Origin of the sequence: Erwinia wuhanensis (assembly GCF_030484085.1) — a bacterium.
Taxonomy (GTDB): Bacteria; Pseudomonadota; Gammaproteobacteria; order Enterobacterales; family Enterobacteriaceae; genus Erwinia; species Erwinia aeris.
Genome location: NZ_JAUJUH010000010.1, coordinates 62,247 through 80,359, shown reverse-complemented (window position 1 = coordinate 80,359; position 18,113 = coordinate 62,247). Strand labels below are relative to the sequence as shown.

General features: G+C 57.1%; 18 protein-coding genes. 5 read left to right on the top strand and 13 right to left on the bottom strand.

What is annotated here, in order from left to right:
- Positions 1-93: 93 nt before the first annotated feature.
- From QZH36_RS20260 to QZH36_RS20240, 5 genes are all read right to left on the bottom strand, one after another.
- On the bottom strand, positions 94-1,227 hold the full coding sequence (locus tag QZH36_RS20260) for a glycosyltransferase family 4 protein (protein ID WP_301730979.1): 1,134 nt from the start codon (positions 1,225-1,227) through the stop codon (positions 94-96).
- Positions 1,220-2,293: a putative lipopolysaccharide heptosyltransferase III gene (gene rfaQ, locus QZH36_RS20255; protein WP_301731003.1), complete on the bottom strand. Its 1,074-nt coding sequence runs from the start codon at positions 2,291-2,293 to the stop codon at positions 1,220-1,222. Before rfaQ ends, QZH36_RS20260 begins: the two co-directional genes overlap by 8 nt.
- Positions 2,294-2,369: 76 nt before the next feature.
- Complete coding sequence (locus QZH36_RS20250; protein WP_301730978.1) at positions 2,370-3,371, bottom strand: glycosyltransferase; 1,002 nt, start codon at positions 3,369-3,371, stop codon at positions 2,370-2,372.
- Between the two features lie 2 nt (positions 3,372-3,373).
- Complete coding sequence (locus QZH36_RS20245) at positions 3,374-4,474, bottom strand: glycosyltransferase family 9 protein (RefSeq protein WP_301252463.1); 1,101 nt, start codon at positions 4,472-4,474, stop codon at positions 3,374-3,376.
- A gap of 213 nt (positions 4,475-4,687) precedes the next feature.
- A complete protein-coding gene (locus tag QZH36_RS20240) occupies positions 4,688-5,773 on the bottom strand; it encodes a glycosyltransferase (RefSeq protein WP_253461183.1) in 1,086 nt (361 codons plus the stop codon).
- Between the two features lie 317 nt (positions 5,774-6,090).
- Between QZH36_RS20240 and QZH36_RS20235 the strand changes: the two genes are divergently transcribed.
- Entirely contained in the window at positions 6,091-7,053 is a 963-nt protein-coding gene (locus QZH36_RS20235) for a polysaccharide deacetylase family protein (RefSeq protein ID WP_125290610.1), read from the top strand.
- A 15-nt stretch (positions 7,054-7,068) separates the two neighbouring features.
- Here the strand turns inward: QZH36_RS20235 and QZH36_RS20230 are convergent, their stop codons facing one another.
- The 8 genes from QZH36_RS20230 to envC all read right to left on the bottom strand — a co-directional run bounded on the left by QZH36_RS20230 (position 7,069) and on the right by envC (position 15,527).
- Positions 7,069-7,986: a glycosyltransferase family 2 protein gene (locus tag QZH36_RS20230; protein WP_301730976.1), complete on the bottom strand. Its 918-nt coding sequence runs from the start codon at positions 7,984-7,986 to the stop codon at positions 7,069-7,071.
- Entirely contained in the window at positions 7,983-8,972 is a 990-nt protein-coding gene (rfaC, locus tag QZH36_RS20225) for a lipopolysaccharide heptosyltransferase RfaC (protein WP_253457018.1), read from the bottom strand. Before rfaC ends, QZH36_RS20230 begins: the two co-directional genes overlap by 4 nt.
- The gene (gene rfaF / locus QZH36_RS20220; RefSeq protein WP_253457021.1) at positions 8,960-10,021 is read right to left on the bottom strand and encodes an ADP-heptose--LPS heptosyltransferase RfaF; all 1,062 of its coding nucleotides are present in this window, start codon (positions 10,019-10,021) and stop codon (positions 8,960-8,962) included. Before rfaF ends, rfaC begins: the two co-directional genes overlap by 13 nt.
- Before the next feature lie 16 nt (positions 10,022-10,037).
- Positions 10,038-10,970 (bottom strand): ADP-glyceromanno-heptose 6-epimerase, encoded by a 933-nt coding sequence (gene rfaD, locus QZH36_RS20215; RefSeq protein WP_125290606.1) that lies wholly within the window; start codon positions 10,968-10,970, stop codon positions 10,038-10,040.
- Between the two features lie 133 nt (positions 10,971-11,103).
- Positions 11,104-12,012, bottom strand: coding sequence for a hypothetical protein (locus QZH36_RS20210; RefSeq protein ID WP_253457024.1), 909 nt, complete (start codon positions 12,010-12,012; stop codon positions 11,104-11,106).
- On the bottom strand, positions 12,005-13,240 hold the full coding sequence (locus QZH36_RS20205) for a glycosyltransferase (protein WP_301252503.1): 1,236 nt from the start codon (positions 13,238-13,240) through the stop codon (positions 12,005-12,007). The genes QZH36_RS20210 and QZH36_RS20205 overlap by 8 nt, the downstream gene beginning before the upstream one ends.
- Positions 13,241-13,286: 46 nt before the next feature.
- Entirely contained in the window at positions 13,287-14,174 is an 888-nt protein-coding gene (locus QZH36_RS20200) for a divergent polysaccharide deacetylase family protein (protein WP_301731002.1), read from the bottom strand.
- Between the two features lie 48 nt (positions 14,175-14,222).
- Positions 14,223-15,527, bottom strand: coding sequence for a murein hydrolase activator EnvC (gene envC, locus QZH36_RS20195; RefSeq protein WP_253457027.1), 1,305 nt, complete (start codon positions 15,525-15,527; stop codon positions 14,223-14,225).
- A gap of 313 nt (positions 15,528-15,840) precedes the next feature.
- Between envC and QZH36_RS20190 the strand changes: the two genes are divergently transcribed.
- Genes QZH36_RS20190 through gpsA form a run of 4 tightly spaced genes read left to right on the top strand, consistent with a single transcriptional unit; the run spans position 15,841 to position 18,067 of the window.
- The gene (locus tag QZH36_RS20190; RefSeq protein ID WP_253457030.1) at positions 15,841-16,272 is read left to right on the top strand and encodes a rhodanese-like domain-containing protein; all 432 of its coding nucleotides are present in this window, start codon (positions 15,841-15,843) and stop codon (positions 16,270-16,272) included.
- A gap of 17 nt (positions 16,273-16,289) precedes the next feature.
- Positions 16,290-16,541 carry a glutaredoxin 3 gene (gene grxC, locus QZH36_RS20185; protein WP_125290603.1) on the top strand — a complete coding sequence of 84 codons (252 nt, stop codon included), beginning with the start codon at positions 16,290-16,292 and terminating at the stop codon, positions 16,539-16,541.
- Positions 16,542-16,589: 48 nt separating this feature from the next.
- Positions 16,590-17,057: a protein-export chaperone SecB gene (gene secB / locus QZH36_RS20180; RefSeq protein WP_125290602.1), complete on the top strand. Its 468-nt coding sequence runs from the start codon at positions 16,590-16,592 to the stop codon at positions 17,055-17,057.
- The gene (gpsA, locus tag QZH36_RS20175) at positions 17,057-18,067 is read left to right on the top strand and encodes an NAD(P)H-dependent glycerol-3-phosphate dehydrogenase (RefSeq protein ID WP_301730975.1); all 1,011 of its coding nucleotides are present in this window, start codon (positions 17,057-17,059) and stop codon (positions 18,065-18,067) included. The genes secB and gpsA overlap by 1 nt, the downstream gene beginning before the upstream one ends.
- The last annotated feature ends 46 nt before the right edge of the window (positions 18,068-18,113 follow it).

The window sequence follows — 18,113 nt, the reverse complement described above, 5'->3', positions numbered from 1 at the left end:
ACGAATTACGGAGTGACTCGCGTCAGAAAGTGCCGGAAAAGAGAAACATTACCGCATGTTAGCAGATAAGTCGCGCATGCTCACACCTTCTTCTCAGGCCTGTCGCAACACTTGTTGATATAGCGCATGAAGCTGCCCTGCCAGGCGCTGCGGCGAGCAGGGGAGAACGCGCTCCCGGGCCGCATCGCCCATGCGCGCATCAACGCTTCTGAGCGGGATGGCCTGCGCGGCGGCGCTCAGTGCCACAATATCCAGCGCGTCGCAAACGTAGCCCTGCTCGCCGTTAACGATAAACTCTGCGCCGCCGCAGGTGTCGCTGGTGATGACCGGCAGACCGCAGGCCATCGCTTCCAGGATCACGTTAGGGAAAGGATCGTAAAGCGTGGGCAGGATCAGCGCGTCGGCCGCATGGTAATAAGGGATCACGTTGTGCTGCACGCCGACAAAGTGGACGCGTTTTTCGCAGCCCAGCGCGCGGGCGTGGCTAAGATAGCGGGCCTGCTGTTTATCCTGACCCACCACCAGCAGGTGCGCTTCGGTAGCGGCCAGGGCGCTGATGGAGGCCCTTAATCCTTTGCGCTCGAAACCGGAACCGACGTAAATAAACACTTTGGCTTCGTCAGGCAGACGCAACGACGCGCGCGCCTGCTGGCGCTCGGCCGGCGTGGCAGGCTGAAAGCGCTGCGCGTCAATCGCGTTGTAGATCACCGCGAACTTCTCTTCCGGCACCTGAAAACAGCGCATGATATCGTTTTTTACCATCAGCGAATTACAGATGATTTTTTTCAGCGCAGGTGAGCGGAACATCTCTTCTTCCGCCGCCATCACATAGCGATGATAAGGGCTTAAATCGGCCAGCAGCTTTTGCACGGGCGAAACGATGCGCGCTCTTTGCGCCAGCCAGACGCGATGCACGCCGTCGCCGGCGCGAAAAATATCGCAGCCCGCAATGCGCTCGTGGCTTTGTACGATATCAAACTTCTCTCGCTGCCAGCATGCACGCGCCGCCAGCGCAAAGCCGCGCTCGCGCGAGATGCGTCCCCATTTTTTCGGGTTACAGATATGCAGGTGCCATTCCGGTTTCGGCTCGCCCTGCCAGCTGCGGGTGATGATGTTCAGATCCAGACTGTCATCGTCCAGCGCCTCCAGCGCCCGCGAAATAAACCGCTCCGCGCCGCCGTCCGGGCGATATTTTTGCCGCACTATAGCCAGTCGTACTTTACTCATCCAGATAGTTCCTTGCGGCTTTGACCACGTCATCAAGTGGGATGGCAGAAAGATAACGGGTCTCGGTCCTGGTATTAATGCTGTCCGGCGAAGGGAGAGGCGCATAGTCGCCGGCCCAGATCACCTGATTATTGTCGCCCCAGGGACGCCACTGCTTAAGCTTGGTCGGGCCAAACAGCGCGATGCACGGCGTATCCAGCGCGGCGGCCATATGCATCGGCGCGGAATCGACGCCGATAAACAGGCGGGCATGATCGATCAGCGAAGCCAGCTGCGGCAGCGACAGCTTTCCGGCCAGCGAAATCGCTTTGCCGGGACACAGCGAGAGAATATGGTCGATCATCGCCAGCTCTTTTTTGTCCGGCGCGGCGGTCAGCACGATATCGATCTGCTCAGAGGCCAGCGCGGCGATCAGCCCGGCCACTTTGTCATCTTCCCAGCATTTAAAAATCCAGCGCGAGGTAGGCTGGATAACGATATAGGGACGCGTAACCTTGCTTTGCGCCAGCACGGTTTGCGTATGTGACCAGTCGCTTTCGCTGTAGTGCATCGCTGCCGGGAAACCGGAAAAGGGAATATTCAGCGGCTGTAGCGCGGCCAGGTTTTGCTCAACGGTATGCAGCTGGCTGTGGTTGCTGGTGGACACGAGGTGCGTATGCGCCCGTTGCCAGAAGGCGTTGCGACGCTTGTTGTAAGCGAACCCAATCCGAACCGGCGCGCCGGAAAGGGCGGTGATAATCGCGCTGCGCCACTGATCGGCCAGGTTGATGACCAGATCGTAGCCTTCCTGGCGGATCGCCTTAAGCAGCGCGGCTTCATGGCGCAAATGCGCCAGCGTTCCCTCGTTTTTCCATTTGCGATCGATAAAGCGCAGCTGACGAATATGCGGATGCGCCTGCAGCATCGGCAGCGTCTCTTTATAGAGCAGCACGTCGACGGCGGCCTGCGGATAGCGCTGGCGCAGCGCCTCAATAACCGGCGTGGTAAGCAGCATATCGCCATGGTGACGCAGCTTGATCAGCAAAATCTTTCGCGGCGCAAAGGAGGCGGGAATCGACGAAGAAATGGCCATACTCATGGGATCTCAAAATAAAGTGGACCGATTGTAAGGGAAAGCTCGTGCAGGAAAAAGGCGCCGCGCATTACGAACGACGCCAGCGGTAAATCCGGATCAGCCAGAGCAACAGCTGATACCACTGTTTAACGCCGCGCGCGTTGCGCAGCATCCTTCCCGGCGTTTTGCTGGCGAGCAGATCCGCTATCATCGCCTGCCGTGCTTCAGCATCAGGTTCACGCCGTAAAGCGTGGCAAACGGTCAGCGCCTCTTTGGTTACCTGACGATAAATTGCCGGACCAATTTTAACTTTATCGCGATAGCGCAGGTTGATCTCATCCAGCATCCGGGCGATTTTCAGATAATGCCGTTGATACTCGACGTTTGCCATACCGCTGCGTTTGCGGTTGCTGATGGACTGGTCGTGAACGTAATACCGGTACAAAACCTTATCGGTGTAGCGAACGCGGCGAGCGTTCAGCATGAGTTCGGTCGTCCACGGGATATCCTGATGGTGCAGGCCGGGTTCAAACTGTAGGTGCAGCTGGTCGATTAGCGAACGGCGATAGATACCCAGCCACACGACGTGCAGATAGCGGTTGGACGCCAGCGCCTTGTTCAGCCATTCTGCGCCGCTCAGCACCGGCGTAGCCTGTAGACGGTCGGCAGGGATAAGCGTTTTTGCCCGGCCCGATCCCCAAAAAACGCGCTCGGCGTTACACTGCGCCACGTCCAGATCGTCCTGTTCCGCCATGGCGATCAGCGTGCTGTACATCTCTGGCGAAAGCGTATCGTCGGCGTCGGGGAAAGTGACATATTTGCCGCGCGCTATCGCCAGCCCGGCGTTGCGGGCGCGGGAAACGCCGCCGTTAGCCTGGTCGATCACGGTGATATGGTCATATTCGCTGGCGTAGCGGTGCGCCAGCTGCGCCGAAGCATCCGTCGAGCCGTCATTGACGATGATGATTTCCAGCGAGGCCAGCGTTTGCGCCAGCATAGAGTCGATAAAAGCCTGAAAGCTGGTTCCGGCGTTGTACATCGGGACGATCGCGCTCAGCAAAGGCGCTGAGGAGGTATCTTGCGGTTTCATGCTCAGGATGACGTCTTCTTTTCTTGTAATGGCCGCTTGCGCGCGCAGATAAAATCATAAATATCGTCGAGCTTGCGATTATCCAGCTCGTAAAGCTGCTCGACGGGATGATTAAACTTATACAGGGCGTGAAAAACAAACGACGACGGCGCGATATGATTCGGCCCGATTAACAGCACGTCGCCCAGCGGACGCTGCTCTTCAACGCAGCAAGGCCCGTAGATCAGGATCACTGGCACATTTTGCGAGTCAGCGATGTAGATGTTGCCCGAGTCGGAGGCGATGTAAAAATCCATCTGGCTGATGGCGTAGGGCAGGCCTTCCAGCGAAACCTTACCGATCATGTTAACGATGTTATCGCTTTCACCCACCACTTTATTGAGCTCGTGCAGGCGAGTAAGTTCATTTGGCGCGCCAAAAACATAAAACAGGCAGGGCAGCCCGCTCAGCCTGTCGAACAGGGCTTTCCAGATCGTCGGCGGAATGGTTTTCGCCTGGTTGCCGGCCGAAATACTGATGCCGATTTTGATCTTGTCCGTTCTGAACACTTCTTCCGGCGTAGTGTCCGGCTTCAGCAGCGGCAGCGTGGCGTGCTTGGGATAGCTTTCTTTGGTCAGCGAACGATCGGCCAGCCTGAGGTAGTTTTCCAGGGTTAGCGAATACTTATCATGTTCCACGGTGCCGGTCGCGGTCAGATAAAAGATCCCCTGATACCATTTGCGGCGGTACATCGACAGAAACTGCTTGTTGCTCGCGTTACAGCAGGCGGCATAAAACAGATTGGTATTATTGGGATGCAGCAGATAGACGTTTTCATAGCGATTCATCAGCTTCAGGGCCAGCTTCAGCTTGCTGTACGTGCTGCTTTTATGCTCTTCAATATAAAAAATGTCCGCCAGCGTGCTGTCGTGCTCCGCCAGCGGTGCAACGGTACGGCTCAGCAGCGCGTCGCTCTTTTCAAGATGCGCCAGCAGGGGGGTGATATTGACAAAATCGCCGATTTTCGCCGTCTGGATCACCAGATTACGGGCCTCTTTTTTATGGCTGAGTTTCATCAACAGCTTAAAAGGCAGTAAAAGTAAAAACAGCAACACATAATTCACGCTCTGTTCTCCCTGAGCGAAAAGTGCCGGTATTCAGCTGCCACAGATGACGTTTGTAACGTTTTCACCGTGCTCTGATAGCCGTTTTCGGTTATGAGCGTATTCATACTGAAACCTTAAAAGATAAAAATGCGCGTCCGGCCAGGCCAGGGAGCGCGCCAGAATAATGTCTGACCCTCTCAGACATCTCCGATCCGCAAACGTTGCGTGGGCCTAAGAAGCGATCAGCGCAAGATACTGTTTGCAGATTGCTTCGATGCTGTAAGCCTCCAAATCAAGCTGTGAAACATCAGGCGGGTTTGACCAGACGTCCGCGATAGTGTCCGCCAGCGAATCCACATCCAGGTTCGCCAGGCCGCGAGCCAGTTCGCCGGTCATGATCGACACGGGGCCGCCGGGACAGCGCGTACTGACTACGGGCACCTGGCAAATCAGCGCTTCTACCAGCACGTTGCCGAAGCCTTCGCTGTCCGAGCTGACCACCAGCAGCTTCGCGTTGCGGATCCAGGGATAGGGGTTGCTGGTAAAACCTTTAAAAATTACCCGATCCTGAATGCCCAGCGTTAGCGCCAGTTTCTTAATTTTTCCTACTGCTTCATCCGTGCCCTGGCCGATTAAAACCAGCGGCGCGCTTATCCCCGTTTTGGCATAGGCGCGCAGCAGCCTGTCGTGGCGCTTGGTCTGGTGAAAGCGGCCGACGTGGATCAGATAGGGTTCGCCCGCCATCTCGCAGGGCTGCATAGCCGCGGTACGAACGGTATCAAAATCGAAAGGGTTGAAAATGATCCGCTCGTGCTTTGGCTGTATCGCAAAGGAGCGTTTCAAATCGCTGACCACGTACTGAGAGACGCCGATGATATTCCGGTTTTGATATACGCGGCGCGTTTTCAGTTTCTTCTGCCACAGGGAAAAGCCCTGCCGGTGGGCCAGATAAGAGGCGGAAAAGACGCCGTGCAGGCAAAACCAGGTCTTGTCCTTGTCGAGATGGCGACAGCGGCTGACGATACGGTCGGTTTTGTGCAGGTGCGATACCACCAGGTCGAAACGGCCCTGCTCTTTTTCGGCCTGCATTATCGCCCGATCCAGGCAGGCTGCGCGCCGGCTCAGCTCCGTAAGTTTCCGCCAGGGCATATGGCAGGTATCCTGAATGACCTGATAATCCAGCCCGGCAGGAATGGCGTAATCGCAGACGGCACGCAGCGAAAACAGCGAAACCCGATGACCGCGCTCTATCAGCCCTTTGGAAAGCGTCAGCACAACTTTCTCCGCGCCCCCGCCGGGCAGACCATCAATGATCATTAATACGCGCTTGGACAATTTTGTACCCTTAGCAGAGAAAATCATGCGGTGCCGACCGATTCCAGGCCACTAACCGCACGAAAAAAAGCATTTTTTTATCTAGTCGGGCAAGTCCCTTGCCGTAGCCCGGTAAAGCTGTCCTGCCGATCCTGTCAGGCTGAGCCAGTTTTATCTGTTTATCTTAGAAAAATAAAAAAGATAGCGCCATAGCCAATCGCTTTCGCGCCGTTGCGCTGCAATTACTGTTGCGTCCCGTCATGCCGCTGTTACCATACCGGCAGAGTTAACACGAGGTTAACGCGGAGCGCCGCATCGACATGAAAAAACCTGCTTTCTTAATCACCATCGATACGGAAGGTGATAATCTCTGGCGTAATCGCTCTGGTCAGGTGACCACCGAAAATGCCGCCTGGCTTGCCCGCTTTCAGCAGCTTTGCGAGAAATATACCTTTAAACCGACCTGGTTGACGAACTATGAAATGGCCGTCGATCCGGTTTATATCGATTTTGCCCGCGATGTTATCGCTCGCGGCCAGGGCGAAGTAGGCATGCATCTGCACGCCTGGAACAGCCCGCCAGCCTATGAATTAACCGACAACGACTGGCAGCATCAGCCCTATCTGATTGAATACCCTCGTGAAGAGATACGCAAAAAAGTCGCTTTTATGACTGAGCTGCTGGAAGAGACGTTTAACGTTAAAATGCTCAGCCACCGTGCGGGACGCTGGGCGTTCAACGAGTATTACGCTCAGCTGCTGGTCGAACACGGCTACCGGGTTGACTGCTCGGTGACGCCGGGCGTTAACTGGCGGTTTTCCCCGGGCGCGCCGCAGGGCAACGGCGGCACGGACTATACGCACTTTCCCCGCTCGGCTTACCATCCCGATAGCGCAGATATTTCTCGGCCCGGCAATTCACCGCTGCTGGAAGTGCCGATGACCATCCGTTATAAGCACTCCGGGCTGATGAATGCGGTTAAACAGGGCTACGATCGCCTGCGCGGCAAGCGCCGCAGCCCTTCCGTTTACTGGCTGCGCCCGACTGGCGGCAACGCGCAGCAGATGATCGACCTGGCGGAAAAAACGCTGGCGGAAGGCGCTGACTACGTAGAGTTTATGCTGCACTCCAGCGAGTTTATGCCCGATGGCAGCCCGACCTTTAAAACGGCGGCCGATATTGACCGGCTCTATGACGATCTGGCGCAGCTGTTCAGCTGGCTGCAAAGCCGCACTCATGGCATGACGCTGGCGGAGTATGCTGCCGCGAAAGCCGGCACCTGAACAGAAACGGGGCCGTTAAAGGCCCCGTTTTCTCACCGTCAGCATTTTCCTTTTATAACTTGTCCTGATTTTGCCGTTCAGCAAAAAACGCCCCAGGCCGACCTGCGCGATCCGCGCTCTCACTTTGTCGCCCTGCGAGGTTCCTCGCAGATCGGCATGGTAGCGATTGGCGATATCCAGCCAGTGGCAGGTGATCAAATGCTCATAGCGCGGCGGTAAAACCTCGTCCATATGCGCCGTTGCGGCGATCAGGCAGGCAATTTTGTCGGCATCAATAGCGGACGACAGGCTCTGCTCATGCTTACGGTAGAGATAAAAACCGGCGGAGGTAAACAGCGTTTTTTTGCTCTGCATCAGCAGCTGCGGAAACAGCCAGCTATCTTCGTAGCAGATAAAGTCCGGAAAAGCGTGCTGCTGAATAAGCGCGCGGGAGAAAAACTGGCCGATAAAATGCGCCTGATAATCACGATGGATCAGGAAGCGCTCTACGGCATCATGCGTGGTCAGCTCCTCAGGCTCGGCAGGCTGCCACTGCACCGTGGGCGAGGCGTGCCGCACTTCGATAATTTTACTGAGCAGAATATCCGGCGAGGTCTGGCGCAGCGTCGTCAGCCGGTGCGCCAGCGCGTCGGGCAGCAGCATATCGTCGCCGTCCACCATTAAGACATAATCGCCGCGCGCCAGGCCTACCGCGTGGTTACGCACTTTGCCAACGTTGCGATAGTCGGTATGGCTGCTGCGAAGCTGCGGCAGCCGCGCCGCGTAGCGCTCAATAATGCTCTGCGTCGCATCCGTGGAAGCGTCGTTAACCACGACTATCTCTGCGCGATCGATTGCCGCGCCCAGCGAAGCGACGACGCTTTCCAGCGTATCGGCCAGCGTCTCGCTGCAGTTATGGGCAGCAATCAGCACGCTCAGCGCAGGGCTGTTCATGACTTTTCTTCCGGCGAGGAACCCAGCAGCGGCATCAGCTGCGCCATCACGTTTTCGGCAGAAATATCCGCCATGCGATTGCCCTGCGCGGGTTTCAGTACAAACTGGTTTTTGCCATAGCCGCCGATCAGGCCGGGATCGGTGGGGCCATACAGCGTGATATTAGGGCGATCCAGCGCCGCCGTTAAATGGCTAAGCCCCGTATCTACCGACACTACCGCGGCGGCGCCCGCCAACGTGCGCGCCACTTGCTCCAGCGTAAGTTTGGGCAGCACTTCCACATAGTCGAAGCCAGCCGCCAGCCGCTGCGCGCGCTGGTGCTCATGTTCCGCGCCCCACGGCAATTTGATCCGCAGGCCGCTGCCGTTCAGCAGCGTAATCAGCTCACGCCACTGCGCTTCCGGCCAGTGCTTTTCATCGCGCGTGGTGGCGTGCAGGAAGACCAGATAGCGGCCGTCATCCGGCGAAGGCTCACGCATAAAATGTTGCGCGATAGCGTAATCGCCAGGCGTCTCCGGCAGCGGATAATTCAGGCTTTTGGCAAACAGCTCGCGCGTGCGCTGCACGGCATGCTGCTGCTTATTGATTTCATGGCGTTGGTCATACCACCAGCTGGCGAAAGGTTCGCGCGCGCTGCGGCTGTCCTGACCATGCTTGACGCCTTTAGCGATGCGCGTCACCAGCGCGGCGCTTTTGATCAGGCCCTGCGCGTCAATCACCATGTCATACTGGCGCGACTGTACTTCGCGCTTGAACAGAAAGCGTTCTTCGCGCACTTCGCTGCCGAACCAGTGTTTGCGCCAGCGGCGGATTGCCACGGGGATAACCCGATCAACCGCCGGATGCCAGGAGGGGATTTGTGCGAAACCTTCTTCTACAACCCAGTCGAAACGGATGCCGGGGATAGCCCGCATGGCGTCGGTGAGGGCGGGCAGCGTGTGCAGGACATCGCCCATTGAGGAGGTTTTTACAATCAGGACGTGCATACAGCCTCCAGAGGCTGACCCAGCAGCGCCGACAGCTCTTCCGCCACGCGCTGCGGCTTAATATCTATCAGGCTCTGGTGATAGCCTTCTTCCGCATCGCCTTTACGGACCTTGTGATAGCCTGTGATCAGCCGGATAACGCGCGCTTTGTGCGACAGCGGCGGCGTAAAGTCCGGGCTGCTTGGGCCGTAAAGCGCAACGAGCGGGCGATCCAGCGCGGCGGCGATATGCATCAGGCCGGAGTCGTTGCTGACCACGGCCTGGCAGTGCGCCAGCAGAATGACCGCCTGCTCCAGTTTGGTTTCGCCAGCCAGATTATGGCAGTGCTGGCGCGAGCTTTCTTCCAGGCTTTGCAGGATTTGCTCGCCGGTCTCTTTATCTTTAGCCGAGCCAAACAGCGCGATCTGATAGCCGCTGTCGATCAGCTGCTGCGCCAGCGCGGCATAGTGATAGTGCGGCCAGCGCTTGGCCGGCCCGAATTCCGCGCCGGGACAGAAGCCGATAAGCGGCCGTTCCGCGCTCAGCCTGAAGGCGGCGGCGGTTTCCTGCTTTTCCTGCTCGTTGACGAGCAGCTTCGGCCAGAGCAGCGGCTGCGGCAGATCGCTGGCGCTCGCGATCTGCGCTTTGTCGTAAGCCAGCGCGACGTAGCGCTCAACCATCAACGGAAACGCGGCTTTATCCAGCACGCGGATATCGTTCAGCAGGCCGTAGCGCATCTCGCCGCGCCAGCCTGTACGGGTCTGGATATCGGCAAAGAAAGGCACCAGCGCGGATTTAAAGGAGTTGGGCAGGACGTAAGCGCGATCGTAACCCTTATCGCGCAGCGAGCGGCCCAGACGGCGGCGCTCGCCCAGCGCCAACGCGCCGTGGCCCAGCGGCATCGCCAGCGCCTCGTTGACTTCCGGCATCCGCGACAGCAGCGGACGGCACCACGCGGGGGCCATCACGTCAATTGTGGCTTCAGGCCAGCGCTGTTTCAGCGTGCGATAAAGGCTTTGCGACATCATCATATCGCCGACCCAGGACGGCCCGATCACCAAAATTTTCATTGCCGGATCCGTCCCGTTACGCGTTGCGATTCAGCCAGGCCATATACTCGGCCACGCCTTCTGCCACGGTTTTAAACGGCTTATCGTAGCCCGCCGCGCGCAGTTTGGTCAGGTCCGCCAGCGTATAGGCCTGGTAACGTCCTTTCAGTTTTTCCGGGAAAGGAATGTATTCGATCTGGCCTTTCTGATGGAAATTCAGCGCGGCGTCGGCCACTTCCTGGAAAGATTCGGCACGGCCGGTTCCGCAGTTAAAAATGCCGGAAACGCCGTTTTCCCAGAACCACAGATTGACGGCGGCGACGTCTTCCACATAGATAAAGTCGCGCTTAAAGTTATCGCTGCCTTCAAACAGTTTTGGATTTTCGCCGTTGTTCAGCTGGGTGTTCAGATGGAAAGCCACGCTCGCCATGCTGCCTTTATGCCCTTCGCGCGGGCCATACACGTTGAAGTAGCGGAAGCCGCAAATCTGCGACTGCGCTTCCGGCAGGATCTCACGTACATAGTGGTCAAACAGCATTTTGGAATAGCCGTAGACGTTCAGCGGCTGCTCATACTGACGCTCTTCGATAAAGTTATCGTTGCGGCCGCCGTAAGTCGCGGCGGAAGAGGCGTACAGGAAAGGGATCTGACGCTCAAGACAGTAGTGCAGCAGCTCTTTGGAGTACTGATAGTTGTTATCCATCATGTATTTGCCGTCCCACTCGGTGGTGGAAGAGCAGGCGCCTTCGTGGAAAACCGCCTCGACGTCGCCAAAGTCTTCATCGGCCAGAATGGCGATCAGGAAATCTTCTTTATCCATATAATCGGCAATATTCAGATCCGCCAGGTTGGCGAATTTGGTGCCGTCTTTCAGGTTGTCGACCACCAGAATATCGGTGTGGCCTTTGTCATTCAGCGCTTTGATGATGTTACTACCGATAAATCCCGCGCCGCCAGTGACGATAATCATGAGTTTTAACCTTTAAGAATGTGGGTGAAACACAAAGTTCACGCGCTAATGCCTGATATCATAACATCTCAGCCCGCCTCAAACAGCCGGATGACTCCGTAAGAGAAGGTAAATTCCGGCCGGAGGCGGCAAACTACTTCAGCTTTTCCGCGTCGGTCAGATAGCGTACTTTGCGGGTATAATCCTGGCCCTTGAACGTCAGCGGCGTATCAGGGGATTGCAAATATTTTTGCCATTCGTCCAGCGGGAACCCGCCGTGCGCGCCCACTACTTCTTTGGGAATGGCTGCTGTAGTGCCGCCGATTTTTTTAGAAACCGGCCAGTTTACCCAGTCACCTAAATTAACCGTTTTGAAATCCAGCAGATCCAGAAGCGCGGCCAGCGGCAGCTGATCGGTCGGCGGCTGCGAATCATCCAGAATTTCCCAGGTATCTTTAAACATCGCCAGCCACAACGGACAGAGGCGTTTCCAGGTCGACCGGGTAGCAACGAGAAAGGCGCTGTTGGCATGATCCTGCAAAAAAGGTCGGATGGTGTGCCGATAGTACGCCGGGCGTTTTTCTTCCGGCGCGCTCATCAGCTTGGCGGCCATTTTCCCCTGACGGAAGCTGGAATAGAGATGGTTGTCCCGCACGTTGATTTCCGGCATTTTCAGTAAGTTGAGATCGGAATCGATCATCAAAATGCCGTCCGTCTCGGCATACAAAGGCGCTTGTATTTTGATCAGGCGACTGCGGTAAATTTGCTTATAACGATAGCTCTCTTCCCGCACGGGCACATCCAGCGTCACCACGCGCGTTTTCTCCGGCAGCTGGCCGAAAGCTTCGACAGGCTGGTCGCTGACGATGACGATTTCCTGTGCCGCAGGCGCGAAGCGCGAGGCGAACAGCGCGCTCAGCCTGGCCTCTTCAACAAAATCCGCGCCCGTACAAGGAATAACAACAGAGGTCACCGGAACAGCGCCCTGAACTTCTGGCTGTTGATACGAAATATTATGCCGTGCGCGAATATGCCGAAATCGGGGGTTCAAAAATTCAAACATGCGATGAGTTTCCATAAGCCGCAGTTTTCAAAATGGTTTCCACGCCAGAGACGTAGTGCTCAATGGCATAGTGTTCTTTGACGTGCTGGTTTGCCTGGCGCAGAAGCTGCTGGCGCTTTTCAGCATCAAGCCACAGCGTTTCCATCTGTTTGAACAGGCCCTGCGTATCGCCATAATCAAACAGCAGGCCGGTTTTGTTATGCTCAATAAGCTCCGCCGTGCCGGTGACTTTTGAACCGATTACAGCGGTGTTGAGCAGCATCGCTTCCAACACCACGCGCGGCAGGCCTTCGCTTTTCGACGCCAGAATAAAAACGTCGAAAGCAGCCAGATAATCCAGCGGGTTGCTGCGAAAACCGGTAAAAATCACGCGATCCTGAATCCCGGCCTGCGCCGCCTGCTGCTGCAGTGCCGCCAGCTCCGGCCCTTCGCCCAATATCACCATACGCCAGTCGGCTTTGGGAAAAGCAGCGGCAAACTTCGCCAACGCCTGCAAGGTATGGTGATTGGATTTTCTGGCAATCAGCGAGCCGATACTGCCGAAAACAAAGGTATCGTCGGTTACGTCCGGCAGCTGCCGGCGCATGGCGGCCCGTTCCGGTAACGGTTGATAAATATCGATGGCGTTAAAAACGGTAAGGCATTTTTCCGCCGCTACGCCGTTGGCCAGCAACACTTCGCGTACGCCGTTGGAGACGGCGATAACCGCATCGGCGCGCCGGTTGACCATCGCAACCAGCTCGCGATCCAGCACCGGCTCAATACGGCAGTGCTGCACCACGCTGACGGGCAGATCGCGGGCAGCCAGATAGCCTTCGGCGTTGGAGCCGGGCTGATTATTCATATACAACATATCGCTCTGTTGCTGAATAAGCAGCTGGCGAATAGCGCGGGCGTTGGGCCGGATGCGCCATAGCTTATCGACAAAACGTGTGGCTTTCAGCCGCAGGCCGCGATGGAAAAACACCAGCGAACGCAGCAGCTCTTTAAGCAGCTTCGCCCAGCGCGGCTGTTTGCGCTGGGCAATAAAGGTAACGGGGATAGCCAGCGAAGCCAGCACCTGCTCAATGGAATCCCCGCTGCCGCGCCGGTAGTTATGGTAAAAGCAGCAGCGGATATCGAACTGGCTGCGATCGATACGCTTCAGCAGCTCCAGCATACTGTTGGTGCCGCCGCCCCATTCATTGCCGGTATCCAGTAACAGAATTTTTTTACGCTGTGGCGCCATCATGCCGCTTCCAGACTCGTTTAGCCGACGTGATGCGGCATGAAGATTAATCGTTGCCCAGTTCCAGCTTCAGGCCGGAAAAGTAAGTATTGATATAGCGGACGCCCGCGCTGTCGGCGAGGCTTTCCGTTATGGCGTTCAGCGCGCGGCTGGCCGGCACAAATTCAGGCTTGCCCGGGCAGGCTTTCACGCCCTTGAACGGATTACGCGGCGGCGTCGGTTTCGCGACGGTCGGCGGCGCCTGACGGCCTGCGTTTTGTGGCTCGTTCAGCAGCTGACCCGGACTGACCAGCGTGATATCGGCTGGCAGCGTCGGCAGCATCTGTTGCAGTACTTTCACCGTAGTCGGGTGTGGGTGTCCAATAGCAATCGCGGAGCCGTCGCGCTGGGCCAGATGCACCGCGCGCAAAAACTGTTTGCGAATATCGGTTTCGTTTTGCGTATCGTCCAGAAAGACGCGGCGCTTAATCACTTTAACGCTGGTGCCCGCTGCGGCACGGGTCGACTGACTGTTGCCGATGGTCATGCTGTCGAGAAAATAAAAGTTGTAGTGGTTCAGCACCTGCATCACTTTCTGCATGCCCGGCAGGCTGGAAGTCATCGCGCTGCCCATATGGTTGTTCAGCCCCACGGCGTAGGGAACTTTAGCCACGGCCTCCCGGATAATCCGCTCTACCTCTTCGCTGGACATGTCCGGGCGCAGCGTGTTTTTTTCCAGCGGCTGTTTGCTGAGCGGCGCCATCGGCAGATGGATCAGCACCTCATGTCCCCGCTGGTGGGCTTTCGTTGCCATTTCATGAGCATGGGTAGCGTCCGGCAATACCGCCACGGAAATGGCTGCCGGCATTTGTAATACCTGGTTTTCCTGCGCCGGACGATAGCCAAAATCGTCAATGACGATAGCGAGTTTACCCGCGTGCGCCGAACAGGCCATCAGCAGACCCGTCAGCGCGCCGCTGAATTTATAAAGATAAGACAAAAGTTATTTTCCCAACCACGGAAGTGGATTAACGGCCTGTCCCTGGCGGCGGATTTCAAAATAGAGCGAAGGCGTGCCGCGCCCGCCGCTGGTGCCGACCAGCGCAATCGGCTGGCCTGCCCTGACCTGAGCGCCCACGCTGACCAGCGCGCTCTGATTGTAGCCGTACAGGCTCATATCGCCTTTGCCATGTTCCACCACCACCACCAGACCATAGCCCTGTAGCCAGTCCGCCATCAGCACGCGACCGTCGGCAACGGCTTTGACTTCCCGGCCTTCCGGCGCGTCGATCACCAGTCCTTTCCAGCGCAGTTCACCCTGCAACTGCTCGCCGAAACGGTGCTCAAGGGTGCCGCGCACTGGCCACAGCAGCTGGCCGCCGGGCCTGCCCAGACCGCCGGTTCTCGCCATCAGCGAGCGCTCGCCCTCGGTGGGTTTATAGGTGGTGCCTTTGCTTTTCGCCTGCGCCTCGCGTTCGCGCACGCGCTGCGCTTCTTTGGCCTCTTTTTCGGCTCTGGCGCGGGCTTCCCGCTCCGCTTTGGCGATCTTATCGCGCAGGCGGCTCTCGTTCGCCCGCATCTCTTCCAGCTGCGCCTGGTCTTTCTCCAGCGAGGATTCCAGCGTGGTCAGCGTTTTCTGGCGCGCCGCACGAGCGCTTTCCAGCTTCTGCTGCTGGACTTCCTGCTGCGAAAGCATCGCTTTCTGCTTCGCCTGCTTGTCGACCAGCGAGGTTTTCTGGGAAGAGAGATCGCTGCGCGTTTTTTTCAGATCGTCGATCGATTTCTGGCGCGCATCGTTCAGGTAGCCAAAGTAGGCCAGGATACGTTCGCTACGCTGGCTCTCTTCGCTGCTCAGCAGCAGCTGTAAACCGTTGTGCTGGCCCTGGCGAAAGGCGGCGTCCAGCTGCTCGGCCAGCATTTTTTCCTGCTTCGCCTGCTGGGTTTGCAGTTTGCCGATCGAGGCGGTAAGCGCCGCGATCTCGCCATTGAGCGCGCCAAGCGTACGCTGGGTTTCACGCAGCTGTCGGCTGGCCTGGGCAATGATTTTTTCCTGGCTTTGCAGCTGGTCGAGCAGCTTGCTGCGCTGCTGTTTTTGCTGCTGAACGCTTTTTTCTTTGGCGGCGATATCGGCACGCAGGCTGGAGAGCGCGGATTTCGTGTCGTCTGCGTGGCCGATAGCGGGCAGCAGAAGCAGGCCAGCGCAAAACAGGCTGGCTGACAGCGTGAACATGCCCGATCGTAACGGGGGTGCAGAGGCCAATCCGTTAGCTGGGGTTCGTTGATATGAAACTGTCGCTTTTTCCCTCATAGGAGGAGGATTATTCCACGATGAACAGCGCCTTACCAGCCTCGCCGGCGGGTTTTGCGTTTCCATCGGTGACAAAGCGAGGCGGCTGACCGGAAAGCGCAGACGCAAAGAGGGTCGCTGCGCAATTAATCGCCAGTCAGGATTGCTGCGTTAACCTTCGGATCGAACGTTTATGACATAAGCCAATTTTTTTGGGAAATTTGCCGCAGAAAAAGCAACTCTGACGGCATCGCGTCTGTACATGAAACGCCTGGCAGGTATACTCAGAAGCCTTGTTTTCGCTTATTAACCCTTTCGGGAGTTGTTACCCCTCATGCAAGATATTATGCAGTTCGCAGGCAATCATACCCTTCTTAGTCTGGCATGGGTCGTCCTGCTGGTTTTGGTGATCGTGACCACTGTTAAGGGCATGTTCTCCAAGGTAAAAACCATCAGTCGCGGCGAAGCAACGCGTCTGATTAATAAAGAAGAAGCCGTGGTAGTGGACGTGCGCGGGCGCGATGACTTCCGTAAAGGCCATATTTCTAACGCGATCAACGTGCTGGCTGCCGATATCAAAAAGGGCAGCTTTGGCGAACTGGAAAAACACAAAACCAAGCCGGTTATCGTGGTGTGCGCTAACGGCGTTTCTGCAGCCGATCCTGCTGCGCAGCTGAACGCCGCCGGTTTTGAACAGGTTTTCATTCTGAAAGACGGCGTGGCTGGCTGGAGCGGTGAAAACCTTCCGCTGGTGCGTGGCAAATAATTTCTGGAGACGAAGGTATGGCAAACGTTGAGATCTACACCAAAGCAACCTGTCCTTTCTGTCATCGCGCCAAAGCGCTGCTGGCTCAGAAAGGCGTAGCGTTCCAGGAAATCGCTATCGACGGCGACGCTGAGAAGCGCGAAGAGATGATCAAACGCAGCGGCCGTACCACCGTTCCGCAGATTTTCATCGATGCACAGCATATTGGCGGCTGTGACGACCTCTATGCCCTCGAGGGCCGCCAGGGCCTCGACCCGCTGCTGCAGTAACGCGGGCAAGTGGCGCAATAACGGATTATTAACCCATAGGATTTTAAAATGTCAGAACAAAATAACACCGAGATGTCTTTCCAGATCCAGCGTATCTATACTAAAGACGTCTCTTTTGAAGCACCAAATGCGCCGCAGGTTTTCCAGAAAGAGTGGGAACCAGAAGTGAAACTGGATCTGGATACGGCATCCACTCTGCTGGCTGATGACGTATACGAAGTGGTTCTGCGCGTAACCGTGACCGCCACCGTGGGCGAAGATACGGCTTTCCTGTGCGAAGTGCAGCAGGCGGGCATCTTCTCCGTGGCCGGCATTGACGGCAACCAGATGGCGCATTGCCTGGGCGCATACTGCCCGAACATCCTGTTCCCTTATGCGCGCGAATGCATTACCAGCCTGGTTTCCCGTGGGACCTTCCCGCAGCTTAACCTGGCGCCGGTTAACTTTGACGCGCTGTTTATGAACTATCTGCAGCAGCAGTCAGGTGAAGGCGCCGCTCCGCAACAGGATGCATAATGCCTGCCTCAATGAGTGTACTCGGTGCCGGCTCGTACGGCACCGCCCTGGCTATCACGCTGGCCCGTAACGGACACGACGTGGTGATGTGGGGCCATAACCCACAGCATCTGGCGCAGCTCCAGGCTGACCGCTGCAATGCGGCTTTTCTGCCCGATGTTCCTTTTCCCGATTCGCTGAGCCTTGAGAGCGACCTGGCGACGGCTATTGCCGCCAGCCGCGATCTGCTGGTGGTTGTGCCCAGCCATGTGTTCGGCGATCTGTTACAACAAATTAAACCGCACCTGCGCAGCGACTCCCGCATTGTCTGGGCCACCAAAGGGCTTGAAAAAGAGACCGGGCGGCTGCTGCAGGACGTGGCGCGCGAAATCCTGGGCGACGATCTGCCGCTGGCGATTGTGTCCGGCCCGACCTTTGCCAAAGAGCTGGCGGCGGGCATGCCGACAGCGATCGCGCTGGCCGCGACGGATGCGGAATTTGCCGACGATTTACAGCAGCTGCTCCACTGCGGCAAAAGCTTTCGCGTTTATAACAACCCCGATTTCACCGGCGTGCAGCTTGGCGGCGCGGTAAAAAACGTTATCGCCATCGGCGCGGGTATTTCTGACGGTATCGGCTTTGGCGCCAACGCCAGAACGGCGCTGATTACCCGGGGCCTGGCGGAGATGACCCGGCTGGGCGTAGCGCTGGGGGCCGATCCCGCCACCTTTATGGGCATGGCGGGACTGGGCGATCTGGTGCTGACCTGTACCGATAATCAGTCGCGCAACCGCCGCTTCGGCATGATGCTGGGGAAGGGAATGGACGTAACGGCGGCGCAAAATACTATCGGGCAGGTAGTGGAAGGATTCCGAAATACCAAAGAGGTGAGGGCGCTGGCCGCACGCTGCGGCGTGGAGATGCCGATAACCGAGCAAATTTATCAGGTATTGTATTGCGAAAAGAACGCGCGGGAGGCAGCATTAAGCCTGCTTGGGCGTACACGGAAAGACGAAAACAGCATCAGCTGAGACAGGGAAGCGCCGCAGTATTCTGTTATTTGATGGGGAGTAGAGT